The following is a 13186-nucleotide window of genomic DNA, read 5'->3' on the forward strand; positions in this document are numbered from 1 at the left end:
AAAAAAGGGCTGACACTAAAATAGTGAGCCCTTACTGTTAAGCTTGTGATGTAATTGGGTGTTTAAAATGTTCAGGTAATACTATCTCCTTCTTAAATCGCACAAATAAAACTTCATCTCCATGATAAATGCCTTTCTCTACATGATTTTGTCTGTCAACTGTGAAATGAAAGAAGATCTTTTTTTGTTCTGGTGTAATAGATTCTAAAATATTTTGTAAGTTCACTTCTTTTTTAGATATAATATCAAAAATATGAATACAACCCTTAGTTGCTTGGAAAATGATAATGATATCCTGTTCAGGTAAATAATAGATATCATTTGGAAACGCATATAAACAATAAAATTGTAGCAGTTCCTTAGTATTTACGGCTCCAAACTCCCTCGAAGTGGGAATTCTATCTTTCGCAAAATCATAAATAAATTGACGGTCTATCACACTTTCTACATTTAGCTTTTGAAGTGCTCCTACATTTTTTGTTAGTGGAATGAACTCTAATTCGTACTGTGTTTCTTGAAGGATATTAAACCCAAATTTCGGATAAAAATCTAGAACTGTTTTGTTAGCAAATAAATACATCATGTCATATGTACTTTCATAAGTTTCCATTACCATATTCATAAGTTTACGAGAAAGACCTTTATTACGGTACTCGGGATGAGTCATAACTGTTCCTATTTGAATTCCTTTTATAATTTGATTATTAATAACTAAGTCAATTAGATTAACAGATACATTAGCTATAACTTTATTTTGAGAAACAAATGAAAATGGAATGTATTTATCTGTCCAGTAACCCGCTTCGTACCATTTTTCAAAGTTGATTCCAAAAGTTTGGAAAGCTAAATCGTTAAAACTTTTTCTAAGTTGATTATTATTACGATATTCTTTTATAAAAACTATATCTTCCATATAATTCCCCCCTCTTATATAGTAACTATCTTTTTCACCTTTGTGTAACATTTTTCCAAGGCAACATATTTTAGAACAGCAAAAGAAACAGCAAGTATTATTAAATCAACTATATTTGATTTAATAATTGACACAGGTAAATACTGGGTGTAAGATTAATTCATCAAATATTTTTGATTTAAAGAAAGTATCTCTTTTTTCTTCTCAATAGAGTATCTCGCACTTAATATCAAATATTTTTGATTTATCAACTTAATATCAAGGAGGAAGTATTCATGTGGGTTGAAACACTAAAAAGCTTTTTGTTCATTGCTCTTGAATTAACGCTATTATTTATTGTGATTTCTTTTGCTATTAGTTTACTACAAGGTTATATACCTTACGAAAAAATCGAGAAAAAATTAGCTGGCAGCAATAAGATGATAGCTGCATTTGTAGCAATATTATTTGCATTTATTACACCCTTCTGTTCTTGTTCTACTATTCCAGTAGTTGTTAACATGCTTAAAAAGAAAATGCCCTTTGGAATTGTTATGATCTTTTTATTTGCATCTCCAGTTCTTGATCCAACAATACTCACTATTATGGGTGTAGTGCTTGGCTGGAAGGTCACATTGATTTACACCCTGGTAACAACCGCATTTTCAATCATTATTGGTTTTACAATTGAAGCTCTAGGCTACGAGAAATATGTTAAAAACGTTATAATGACAGGCTATTCTGAGCAACATACAAAATTTAATATCATGTTAGCTATTAGAGAAACAATAGACTTAATGAAAAGCGTTTATCCATATTTGCTAATAGGAGCTGCAATTGGCTCAGTCATTCACGGGTTAGTTCCAACAGAATGGATTGCAAATACATTTGGTGAGGAACATTGGTGGCTAATACCAATTGCTGCTATTATAGGTATCCCACTTTATATACGGCTATCTAGCATGATTCCTATTTCTCAGATACTCATAATGAAAGGTATGGCCCTCGGGCCAGTAATGGCTATGATGATAAGTTCAGCTGGAGCAAGCTTACCAGAAATTATCTTGCTAAAATCAATTTTTAAAAAGCAATTAGTGATTATTTTTATTTTATCTGTGGTAACAATGTCTACAGTCTCAGGGCTTATATTTCATCTACTATAAGTAAGCAAAAACAAAACCAAGAGGATAGCTCTTGGTTTGTTTTTTAAGTAAAATATTCCAGCTTTGCTTGCGGAAAGAACTTCTCCATGTATTTAGATAAATGATCCTTTATATCTGCTTCCTCTTCTTTTTGATAGATGTATTTTCCGATCCCATACTTGCCCCATTTGTATCGTCTTTTTGTTTCATCCAACTCTAATTTTGTCATTGGATAGTTTTTCTCAATTACTCTTTTTGCGGGTTTAGTGAATCTATGTTGAATAAATTCAAATGTAAGGTCTTTCTTTGCTTCAGGTGGCAATTCAGATTCTAGTCGCTCAAACATTTCATAATAGCCTTCTTCCCAACCCTCATGTAGATAGATGGGGGCAACAATAAAACCTAGAGGGTACCCTGCTTCTGCGACTTTACGTGCTGCTTCAATACGTTTATCAAGTGGAGACGTCCCAGGTTCAAAGTTTTTAATAATATACTTTGCATTAATACTAAAGCGAAATCTTGTCCTACCGTTATGCTTTGCGTCCAATAAATGATCAACATGGTGGAATTTTGTAACAAAGCGAAGTTTTGCAAAATCTTTTTCTCCGAAGTATTCAATTGCCCTTTTTAATGTATGAGTTAAATGATCAATACCAACAATGTCCGATGTACATGATGCCTCAAATCGTGTTACTTCTGGCGCGCGTTCCGCAATGTATTTATCTGCCTGTTCGAAAATATCATCTACATTTACATATGTTCTAATATAAGGCTTACTCCCCATTGTTGTTTGTAAATAACAATAATGACAGTGACCCATACACCCAGTCGCAAATGGTATGGCATACTCTGCAGATGGCTTGGACGTATCGAACTTAAGAGTTTTTCGGATACCAACTACTAAGGTAGACTTTGCAACACGATACTTTTGGAAATCATTATCCCCAGGAAGGTTCCTGATTTGATTGTGTGAAGTCGTCTCACGTATTTCCAGTCCCATATTATTAAATTTTTCAAAAAGCTGTTTACCAAGTGGATAGTCTAACGCTTTAGGTTCAAAGTATACTAATTGAGGTGTAAATGGTTTCATCTAGTTTAGCCTCCTCAATATCCTTCGAAGTATTGCTGATAAGCCTCTTGCGCTGATTCTTCGCTACTATACACAGCCAACTCATTGGTTAACGGATAGTATGTATCATATAAAAATAACGCTAATTCGTTTGGGTTATCAGGACTGCTTACAACAGCTGCTTCTTGAACATTTGCTACATCCTGGGTATGAGGATTACGATAAAACACATATACAATATCGCCAGGTTTATATGAAGAATTTTCTTGTTCTATGTTCATAACTGGTCCACCTTCTCAATTAAATTATCCCGGTGTAGCCGTCCGGAAGTTGCCCACCTAACAAATAAGTAATAGTATTTTAGTGGGGAGCTATCAGATGCTAACACCCTGATTTCTTTCAGGTTTTTATTAGGGCTTTAGCCTTTAGAAAAAACATTTAATCTTTTCGTGACTTTTAACAAGTGGTAAATAACTAAACCCACACTTAACTTTATATTCATTTTGCCTATTGATATAAAAAATATGTTTCCTTTATTCTGGAAACACTGATTATAACTGCGGGATTAAATTTCACAGGTTTTAACAGGTTATTCCGTGGTTGTTTTGCTCATACTATCTTTGATTTTAGTACTATAGATAGAATGGAGATGAGTAACAGATGCAATATGAACCTAGAAACTCTACTGAAGCTGCACTGCATCACTATAAATCTGGGTTAGGTGTATTCACTGAAAAAATGCCTGAACTTGCTTCAAAATTTAATTCATTTACGGAAGAATGCTTTAGTGAAGGCGTTCTTTCCCAAAAAGAAAAGCAACTAATTGCTTTAGGCATAAGCCTCTATTCTCAGGATGAATACTGCATTATTTACCATACCAAGGGATGTTTAGATCGAGGTTGTACAGAACAAGAAATACTTGAAGCTGTAGGGGTCACTGCAGCATTTGGTGGAGGAGCAGCAATGAGTCAAGCTGTCACACTTGTTATGGAGAGTATCGAAGAGTTGAATCAAATAAAACAATAAGTTTTAGGATAATTGTAAAGGACAGCCAGAATATAGCTGTCCTTTTATATTAGATGTTCATAACTATTGTTGTAGATTTTATCAAGTTCATCAATTTTATAAATGAGAAGTTCATGATCATCGTTATGTTCCAGTCGATTATCTTTAACATAATATTCTCTAGCATCTATTGCTTTTTCCTTAGAAGAGAATATCCCCACTATATTAGATGCTTCCCCACATTCACTACAACCTATATCAACAACCACATAATACATTAAAACACCAGCTTTCTGTTAGTACAAACTTATATACTGTTATTGTATTTATAATTGGTTAAAACACAAAAAAAATTGCTTACTTAATAGTTACGAAATAACATCCTATCTAATATAGCCTTTAAATACAAAAAAACAGATTCTTATGAAAGAATCTGTTTTGTACAGTTTATATATGGGTTATTATGCCTTGTGAACATTAGCAGCTTGTGGTCCACGACTACCTTCTTCGATATCGAAAGTAACTTCTTGACCTTCTTCTAACGTTTTGAACCCTTCACCTTGGATAGCTGAGAAATGTACGAATACATCGTCTCCACCTTCAACTTCAATAAATCCAAAGCCTTTTTCACTGTTAAACCATTTTACTTTTCCTTGTGCCATTTTGCTTCCTCCTATGTAATGCAACAAAATTTTGTTGCAAGGTATTGCATGAATTATTATATCCACTATTACATTTTTTATAACATAAATTATTTAAGTTTATTTTTTAAAAACTTTTCTACTAGAGAAAGCCTCTTAAATCTAAGCTAAATAGCTTTTACAATGGTTATCTACAACCTGAAGTAATTTAGTTGTTGATTCCATTTGTGAATTACAAAGAGGGCATAATGGTTCTTGAGTACTTTTAAAATTATCACGTAACCAACCGTTACAATCCTCTGATGAACATTCCCAAACTTTAGTTTCCTCTGTAACAATCTCTTCGACTGGTCTTCTTCCAAATGCCATTCAAATCATCTCCTTAAGTTAGGTTGGAACGAATCAAGAACAAACGGAAAGAACCAACCATGTTCTAATTGTTGAAACTACACACACAGAGTTACTTATGCCCGTAAGAACAACAATATATCCAAACATAGCAAAAATAAAAAAACTTATTATAAAAAGCACTTCTTAGCAGAAACTTCTTATAATAAGCTTCACTTATTAATTTATCTTACGTTTCAATTATTATACCACTTCTTACCTATAATTGTAAAACTCATCAATCATCATATAAATGACAGGCAGTGAAATGATTTGGTTTTACTTCCTTCCACTCAGGTATATCTGTAGCACATTTTTCCATAGCAAATTGACATCTTGTTCGAAACACGCAACCTGAAGGAGGTGATAAAGGGCTTGGAACATCTCCTTCTAATACTATTCTCTCACGCTTTACTGACGGATCTGGAATCGGAACTGCTGATAACAATGCTTGCGTGTATGGATGTAGTGGTTCTTCATGCAATGTATTACTATCCGCAAGTTCAACCATATTACCTAAGTACATAACTAAAATTCGATCAGAAATGTACTTCACCATTGATAAATCATGAGCGATAAAGAGATATGTTAAATCCATTTTTTCTTGCAGGTTTTTCAATAGATTTACAATCTGGGCTTGAATTGATACATCAAGTGCTGAAATAGGTTCATCACACACAATAAATTTTGGATTGAGTGCTAATGCTCTTGCAATGCCGATTCGTTGTCGTTGTCCCCCACTAAATTCATGAGGAAAGCGATTAGCATGCTCTGGTCTTAGACCGACTAGCTCCAAAAGCTCTCTTATCCTTTCCTTTCGATTCTTACCTTTTACAATATGGTGGATATCCAGAGGCTCTCCAATTATATCTTCAACCTTCATCCTTGGATTAAGCGAAGCATAAGGGTCTTGAAAAATAATTTGGACATGTTTCCTTAGCTCCTTTAGGTCTCTCGAGTTAAAGTTGTAGATGTTTCTTCCTTCAAAAAGGACCTCTCCTTCTGTTGGTTCTAGCAAGCGGATAATGGTTTTACCTACTGTTGATTTTCCACATCCGCTTTCACCAACTAGACCCACTGTTTCCCCTTTGTTAATTGATAAATTTATATTATTTACTGCCTTTACCGGTTTATCTTGGGTAAGAAAATACTTTTTCACATTTTTTATTTCCATTAACGGACTTTTTTGTTCACTATTTGCTCCCACTTATTTTGACTCCTCCTCACACCGCATTGTTACTTTTCGCCATCGGGTGATTCAACCAGCAAGAACTGTATTGTGTATTTCCTACTGATTCACTTCCTGGTCTGTGCTCTTTACATATTTTCATTGCCTTCTCACACCTCGGGAAAAAGGAACATCCCTTTGGTGGTTCAAGTAAATCTGGAGGAGTACCTGTAATTGTAGAGAGCTTTTCGTGTTTAGCCATATCTAATCTTGGGACTGATTTTAATAACCCTTTTGTATAAGGATGTGTCGGGTTTGAAAATATTTCTTCCACACTGCCAGATTCAACAATCTCCCCGGCGTACATCACAACTACCTTACTACACATTTCTGCAACTACTCCAAGGTCATGTGTTATGAGGATGATAGACGTATTTGTTTTTTCCTGTAGCTCCTTCATTAATTGTAGAATTTGTGCTTGGATGGTTACATCCAAGGCCGTTGTAGGCTCATCCGCAATTAATAGTTTTGGCTGACAAGCTAATGCTATAGCTATCATTACTCTTTGTCGCATCCCACCAGAAAACTCGTGAGGATACTGATTAATTCTTTTATCTGGCTGAGGAATCCCTACAAGTTCCAGCATTTTTATAGCTTTCTCTATTGCATTCTTCTTTGAAACCTTGTTATGGCGCATAATTCCTTCTGCAATTTGAATTCCTATCTTTGCTGTTGGATTTAAGGAAGTCATTGGGTCTTGAAATATCATACCAACTTCATTACCTCTAATTTTTTGCATTTCTCTTTCTGATTTAGCTACAACATCTACCCCATTTAGCAAGATGGAACCCTTTTCAATGTTAGCTTGTGGGGAAGGAAGCAATCTCATGATAGATTTTGCTGTAACACTTTTTCCGCAACCTGATTCACCAACAATTGCGACCGCTTCTCCCTTTTCAACTGAAAAGGAGATACCTCGGACAGCTTTCACTTTACCTGCATTCGTATTAAATGTTACGTGAAGGTCATTTATCTCAACTATATTTTCCATTTTCATACCCCCTCTATCAATCTATTTACGAAGTCTAGGATCGAGTGCATCTCTTAAACCATCACCAAAAACATTAAAAGCAAACATCGTGAGGGAGATCAGAAAAGCTGGAATAAACAATTGATAGAAATTTCCTATTAAAATACTACCTAGTGCATCATTGGCCATCGTACCCCAACTAGCCTCAGGTGCAGGAATGCCTAAGCCTAAGAAACTTAAGGTTGCTTCCGCAAAAATGGCTGTAGGAACAGTAAGAGTCACATTAACCAAAATTGGTCCCATGGTATTTGGAATCATATGCCTACGTAATATCCATGACGTCTGTGCTCCCATTGCATTTGCCGCTTGCACATATTCATATTCCTTAAGCTGCAGTACCTGTCCTCTGACTAATCTCGCCATAGGAATCCAGCCGGTTATTGTCATTGCGATAATAATCGTCCATAGACCTCTTCCAAGGACAATCATCATTAGAATCACCATTAATAAGTATGGAATAGCGTATAATACTTCTGCTACTCTCATCATAAAGTTATCAACCTTGCCTCCGCGTATCCCTGATATTCCGCCATATATAACACCCATTATGAAATCAATTAATGCTGCCATTATCCCTATAAATAGAGATATTCTAGCTCCGTACCATGCTCTAGTAAATAAATCTCTACCTGACGAATCAGTCCCAAACCAATGTTCACCATTTGGGCGTAAGTTCTTTTTGGTGAAATCTTGTTCATAGTAGGTATAACCATTTAGATAAGGACCAATGATAGCCATTATCCCAATTACAATAATAATAATTAGGCCAATAATAGCTAATTTATTTTCTTTAAGCCGCTGCCATACATCTGACCAATACGAAATACTTGGTCTAGCAATCTTTTCCGCATCTTCAAATTTATGTTCTGCAGGAGTAAACATTTCTTGTGTATACTGTGATTCGTTTTTCATTTGCTCTCCCCCGTTACTTTAATTCTTGGATCAATCCATGTATAGGCAATATCTACGATAAGAATTAAAAGAATCAGGATAGCAGCGTAAAAGATGGTAGAACCGAGAATTACAGGATAATCACGATTAAAGATACTTGTAACAAACATCTCCCCCATACCCGGTATTCCAAAGATTTTTTCTATAATAAAACTTCCGGTAACAATATTAGCAATAAGTATTCCTAGTACCGTAACGACTGGCAAAATAGCATTACGTATTGCATGCTTGAGTATTATAGTTCCTTGTTTTAACCCTTTTGCTTTTGCGGTTAAAATATAATCTTGGCCCATCACTTCAAGCATGCTTGATCGCATTAAACGAGCGATAAAAGCCATTGGCATCATTGCAAGCGACAGAGAAGGTAAAACTGTATGAGACCAAGATTTCCAAGTAGCAACCGGGAACCATCTTAGCTCAACGGCTAAGTAATTAATAAGGAAGGAAGCTAATATGAAGTTTGGAACGGAAATTCCAATAATCGCTAAGATCATCGACGAATAATCTGGCCAGCGATTACGGTATAAGGCTGCAACAATTCCAAAAAATAAACCCAACGGAATAGCGATAAGCAAGGCTTGGGTGCCTAAATGCAGGGATACCGGAAACCCATTAATAATTAGATCGTTCACTGTAAGTGATGATGATTTATAAGAAGGACCAAAATCGAATTGTAAGATAGATAGTAAATAATGACCATATTGAACAAGTAAAGGTTTGTCCAAATTGTAGTAGCTTTGTAGATTATTATAGACAGCCTCCGGCATGGTACCTTCTTGAGCAAATGGATTTCCAGGAATACTATGCATTAAGACGAATGTTAATGTAATGATTACCCATAGAGTGAGAAATGCCAGGCCTATTCTCTTTATGATGTATTTAAGCATGTTATCCCCCTTTTCATTTTTATGTAAGAAAAATCGGGGTATGCCTGTAAAAGCATACCTCGATTAACTAATTAACTAGTTTTTAATATCAGCATAAATGAATTGAGGGTAACGATTTATCGGTGTATAAATACCAGTTACATGTGGCTTCACAGTGTAAGGTTTAGTATAGAAATATACAGGAATAACCGGCATTTCATCCATTAAGATTTTTTCCGCGTCATGCATTGCCTTCATTCTTTCTTCTTGGTTCATTGTTGTCTTGGCAACATTGATCAATTTGTCATATTCTGCATTACCCCAGTTTGCATCGTTATACGGTCCATCTGTTACCCATAGGTCCATAAATGTCATCGGATCTACATAGTCTCCGACCCAGCCAGCCCTTGAGATTTCATAGTCTCCAGCTTTTTCACGGTCAAGCTTTACCTGGAATTCAACATTTTCAAGTGTAATTTCAATTCCAAGGTTTTTACGCCACATTTCCTGAACTGCCTCGGCAATCATTTTGTGACCTTCTGAAGTATTGTACGTAAGTGTTACATTTGGGAATTCATCCAAGCCCTCTTCAGCCAAGCCTTCTTCTAAAAGCTTTTTAGCTTCTTCTACGTTTTCTTCAAAAAGTTTACCAGTATTCTCTTGGTAATCTCCTGATACATCAGGGATTCCTGGTGGAACAACAGAAAATGCTGGTGGTTGACCACCTTGAGCGACATGCTCAACAATTGTTTGGCGATCAATTGACATAGCTAATGCTTTTCTCACCTTTACGTTATTAAAAGGCTTCTTCTCAGTGTTTAAATTATAGTAGTAAACTGCCAAATCAGTTCCAATTTGGAATTCTGGATCTTTTGTTTCTACCAACTGTCCAATTACGTCCTGTGGAAGTGGATATACTAAGTCAAGTTCATCAGACTGATACATTTGCCAAGATGTATTTTCATCATCGATGATTACAAAGTTTACTTCATCTAGATTTATACTATCCTTATTGTAATAGTTTTCATTTTTCTCAAGCTTCATGCTTTCTTTGTGTTTCCACTCCGTTAACTTAAAGGCACCATTTGATACGTACGTATCTGCTTCTTTATACCAATCTGGGTTTGCCTCTTGCACTGCTTTATTAATAGGATAGTAAGTGTAGAAAGATGTTAAGTCTAGGAAATATGGTGTTGGTTGTGCCAGTTTCACTTCTAATGTAGTATCATCTAATGCTTTTACCCCTACCTCAGCTTCCAGCGCTGCTAAGTCAGCACCTTCTTTGGCTCCATTATATTCAGCTCCACCTGCTATGTAGTAGAGTTGATACGCATACGTAGATGCAGCTTCTGGACTAAGTGCATATTTCCATGCATATTCAAAGTCATGAGCTGTAACTGGATCACCATTTGACCATTTGATATCTTTACGTAACGTAAAGGTCCAAGTTAATCCGTCTTCACTTGTTGTCCATTCTTCAGCCATTCCTGCGACAATTTCACCTTCTTGCGTCTTCTTAGTCAATCCTTCAAAAGCATGCTCAAGGATCCAAGAATCATGAGTACCTTGTGCGGTACCAGGATGTAGTGAACCTGGTTCTGAACTATTGTTTAGACGAAGAATTTTAGGTCCATTGTTCTCTTCTTGTTGTTCATTTTGACCTTCTTCGCTTGGTTTTGATGGTTCTTCTGGTTCATTTGTTGAACTCTCACCACTAAAGCAACCCGATAAAGCTAGAAAGATAGAAAGCAATAATACTAAACCTACTGATAACCTTTTTTTCAAGTAATTCCCCCCCTATACTCTTAAAAAAATTTGAAATCATATATTTTGATTTCTACAACTAATCTATAATTGGATTTTTAAAAATATTACATAGGAGACAAATTTCTTTATTAAAAAATAGTATTTTGGTTTCACACTAAAACGCATTACTAGACTAAAATCATATTAATTATGATGTCCCAACTTTTTTAAATGCTTCTGCAATACTAATTCTTTACCCGTAATCTATTAGTTTGGTACACTAAAAGTAAGCGCTATTATTGGAGTGATATTATGAATCGTGTTGAGATAAAAGAAGTTTTACGGACCGTTCCTCTTTTTAAAGAATTAACCAGCGATGAATTGGATGAGATTGTAAACATTGCACAAAACAGACAATATGCAAAGGGCTCACATGTTTTTATGCAAGAAGATCCATTGGAAAATGTTTACTTTATTTACAACGGGAGAGTTAAAATCTATAAAAATGACGTAAATGGGAGAGAACAAATTGTTTCGGTATTAAAGGATGGCGATATGTTCCCTCATGTAGGTTTCTTCCGAAAAGGTACATACCCTGCATATTCGTATGTAATAGAAGATACAATTGCAGTAGTTATTTCTATTTCGCACTTTGAGCAAGTTCTATTACAGCACCCGCAAGTATGTATTAAACTTTTTAGAGTTATGGGTGAGAAAATTGTTGATTTACAGAATCGACTTGAAGCCCAGATCTTAAATAACTCGTATGAACAAATTATTAAGCTAATTATTAGACTATGTAATACCGATGGGAAACAGGAAGGTGACGGAAGAACGACGATTACAACTCAATTTACAAATAGAGATTTAGCAAACATGATTGGCTCTACTCGTGAAACAGTAAGTCGAACCTTAACTAAGTTAAAAAAGAAAAAATTAATTGATGTTGATGAATCAGGAAACTTTATCGTAGATGTAGAAGCTTTAGAAGATGAGCTTTTTGTATAAGTCTCATACTTCAAAAATAAACTACTTTCTCTTAAATATAAGGAACTAAGACATTTATGTTTTAGCTCCTTTTTTCATGCCCAAAAGAAAAACATTTCCCACCTAGATTGAATATAGTGACAGTAGTACCATATTACAATGAAATATTTTAGAGAGGAGCATCCTTATGAAAGAAGATAATTCGCAAAAGCCAATTAAAAAGTATCATACTGAGCCCTTTGGACCATTAATCCGGTCAATGAACGAATTTTTTACACAACAACCCGTAAAACGTCTACTCGACACAATTGATGAAGTTTTTGATAAACCTTTTCCTTTTGCAACTATTCCAATTGACATGTATGAAACTGATACTGATTTAGTAATATCTGTGGACCTGCCAGGAGTTAAAAAAGAGCAAATTGATATTGAATATGCTGAAAAATACGTTACTATTAGCGTAAACCATATGGAAGAAGTAGAAGAAACAAATGAGAAAATACACTATTATATGAAAAAACATTCCTATAATAAATCAAGCAGAACAGTATCACTCCCCTATCCAATTTCAAATAAAAATATTAAAGCCTCCTATAAAGACGGTGTACTTAAAATCCTCATTCCAAAGCAACACAGAAAAAAACTATATATCGATGAGTAAAAGCACCTATTTTTAGGTGCTTCTTTTATACATACTTTTTCCTATTAAATAGCAAGATACACTTAGGAGGTGCTATCTTGGAAAACAAACAACCTGGGAATAAAAACATGCCTGATTTTAAGGAATTAAACGACAGAATTATTGCAGATGCTGGTGATCAACCCTTCCTAGTTATTAAAACAAATCTCGATCCTAAAAGTGCTGTAGAAGATAATCCTTATTATAAAGAATCAGACTCTGAGTCTAAAAAACAGTCCTTTACATCTTATTTTGAAGAATCATAGGAAATGGTGATATACATTGGATAAAACACTAGGCTATTTAATTGAGGCTATCTCAAATTACGATGAAGAACAAAAAGCATCAAAAACAATTTTAACGAAGATTATGAAACATCAATATCATTCTGAAGAGGCATTTGTTAGAGACCTTAATGATCAAGAAATTGAGTTCTTGAATCATGTTCTCCCAGATGAGATTAATTATGCTATGGAGGAACGGGATTTTAAACGTGTTCAAGAATTAAATGAGGTATACGAATTACTAACTTAATCCATTTTGTACAATGAAAAATTGAAGGT

At 34.9% G+C, this 13186-nt stretch carries 17 protein-coding genes; 6 read left to right on the forward strand and 11 right to left on the reverse strand.

Annotated elements, in window-relative coordinates:
- Window positions 1–37: 37 nt before the first annotated feature.
- A complete protein-coding gene (locus AB3M96_RS11570; RefSeq protein ID WP_412967762.1) occupies window positions 38–913 on the reverse strand; it encodes a GNAT family N-acetyltransferase in 876 nt (291 codons plus the stop codon).
- 275 nt (window positions 914–1188) lie between these two features.
- Here AB3M96_RS11570 and AB3M96_RS11575 point away from each other — a divergent pair, with 275 nt between their 5' ends.
- Window positions 1189–2055: a permease gene (locus AB3M96_RS11575; protein WP_412967763.1), complete on the forward strand. Its 867-nt coding sequence runs from the start codon at window positions 1189–1191 to the stop codon at window positions 2053–2055.
- Window positions 2056–2098: 43 nt separating this feature from the next.
- Here AB3M96_RS11575 and splB read toward each other — a convergent pair whose 3' ends face one another.
- Window positions 2099–3124 carry a spore photoproduct lyase gene (gene splB, locus AB3M96_RS11580; RefSeq protein ID WP_412967764.1) on the reverse strand — a complete coding sequence of 342 codons (1026 nt, stop codon included), beginning with the start codon at window positions 3122–3124 and terminating at the stop codon, window positions 2099–2101.
- A gap of 14 nt (window positions 3125–3138) precedes the next feature.
- Window positions 3139–3384, reverse strand: coding sequence for a transcriptional regulator SplA domain-containing protein (locus tag AB3M96_RS11585; RefSeq protein WP_412967765.1), 246 nt, complete (start codon window positions 3382–3384; stop codon window positions 3139–3141).
- 379 nt (window positions 3385–3763) lie between these two features.
- Here AB3M96_RS11585 and AB3M96_RS11590 point away from each other — a divergent pair, with 379 nt between their 5' ends.
- On the forward strand, window positions 3764–4129 hold the full coding sequence (locus tag AB3M96_RS11590; RefSeq protein ID WP_412967766.1) for a carboxymuconolactone decarboxylase family protein: 366 nt from the start codon (window positions 3764–3766) through the stop codon (window positions 4127–4129).
- Between the two features lie 44 nt (window positions 4130–4173).
- On the opposite strand, the gene AB3M96_RS11595 is transcribed toward AB3M96_RS11590, so the two are convergent.
- From AB3M96_RS11595 to AB3M96_RS11630, 8 genes are all read right to left on the reverse strand, one after another.
- The gene (locus AB3M96_RS11595; protein ID WP_412967767.1) at window positions 4174–4386 is read right to left on the reverse strand and encodes a DUF7336 domain-containing protein; all 213 of its coding nucleotides are present in this window, start codon (window positions 4384–4386) and stop codon (window positions 4174–4176) included.
- A gap of 183 nt (window positions 4387–4569) precedes the next feature.
- Window positions 4570–4770 carry a cold-shock protein gene (locus tag AB3M96_RS11600; protein WP_412967768.1) on the reverse strand — a complete coding sequence of 67 codons (201 nt, stop codon included), beginning with the start codon at window positions 4768–4770 and terminating at the stop codon, window positions 4570–4572.
- A 141-nt stretch (window positions 4771–4911) separates the two neighbouring features.
- Entirely contained in the window at window positions 4912–5118 is a 207-nt protein-coding gene (locus tag AB3M96_RS11605; protein WP_412967769.1) for a cold-shock protein, read from the reverse strand.
- A gap of 256 nt (window positions 5119–5374) precedes the next feature.
- Window positions 5375–6310: an ABC transporter ATP-binding protein gene (locus AB3M96_RS11610; protein ID WP_412967817.1), complete on the reverse strand. Its 936-nt coding sequence runs from the start codon at window positions 6308–6310 to the stop codon at window positions 5375–5377.
- A 49-nt stretch (window positions 6311–6359) separates the two neighbouring features.
- Window positions 6360–7355, reverse strand: a complete 996-nt coding sequence (locus AB3M96_RS11615; protein ID WP_412967770.1) for an ABC transporter ATP-binding protein — start codon at window positions 7353–7355, stop codon at window positions 6360–6362.
- A gap of 21 nt (window positions 7356–7376) precedes the next feature.
- The gene (locus tag AB3M96_RS11620; protein WP_412967771.1) at window positions 7377–8306 is read right to left on the reverse strand and encodes an ABC transporter permease; all 930 of its coding nucleotides are present in this window, start codon (window positions 8304–8306) and stop codon (window positions 7377–7379) included.
- Window positions 8303–9232: an ABC transporter permease gene (locus tag AB3M96_RS11625; protein ID WP_412967772.1), complete on the reverse strand. Its 930-nt coding sequence runs from the start codon at window positions 9230–9232 to the stop codon at window positions 8303–8305. The genes AB3M96_RS11620 and AB3M96_RS11625 overlap by 4 nt, the downstream gene beginning before the upstream one ends.
- Before the next feature lie 75 nt (window positions 9233–9307).
- Window positions 9308–10996 (reverse strand): peptide ABC transporter substrate-binding protein, encoded by a 1689-nt coding sequence (locus tag AB3M96_RS11630; protein ID WP_412967773.1) that lies wholly within the window; start codon window positions 10994–10996, stop codon window positions 9308–9310.
- Window positions 10997–11269: 273 nt separating this feature from the next.
- Between AB3M96_RS11630 and AB3M96_RS11635 the strand changes: the two genes are divergently transcribed.
- The 4 genes from AB3M96_RS11635 (at window position 11270) to AB3M96_RS11650 (ending at window position 13157) form a co-directional block, all read left to right on the forward strand.
- Window positions 11270–11965, forward strand: a complete 696-nt coding sequence (locus AB3M96_RS11635) for a Crp/Fnr family transcriptional regulator (protein ID WP_412967774.1) — start codon at window positions 11270–11272, stop codon at window positions 11963–11965.
- 166 nt (window positions 11966–12131) lie between these two features.
- Window positions 12132–12605 carry an Hsp20/alpha crystallin family protein gene (locus AB3M96_RS11640; RefSeq protein ID WP_412967775.1) on the forward strand — a complete coding sequence of 158 codons (474 nt, stop codon included), beginning with the start codon at window positions 12132–12134 and terminating at the stop codon, window positions 12603–12605.
- 77 nt (window positions 12606–12682) lie between these two features.
- The gene (locus AB3M96_RS11645; protein ID WP_412967818.1) at window positions 12683–12889 is read left to right on the forward strand and encodes a hypothetical protein; all 207 of its coding nucleotides are present in this window, start codon (window positions 12683–12685) and stop codon (window positions 12887–12889) included.
- Window positions 12890–12905: 16 nt separating this feature from the next.
- A complete protein-coding gene (locus AB3M96_RS11650) occupies window positions 12906–13157 on the forward strand; it encodes a sporulation protein (RefSeq protein WP_412967776.1) in 252 nt (83 codons plus the stop codon).
- Window positions 13158–13186: the final 29 nt, after the last annotated feature.

The organism is Ferdinandcohnia jepli, assembly GCF_047246645.1.
GTDB lineage: Bacteria > Bacillota > Bacilli > Bacillales > Bacillaceae_L > Ferdinandcohnia.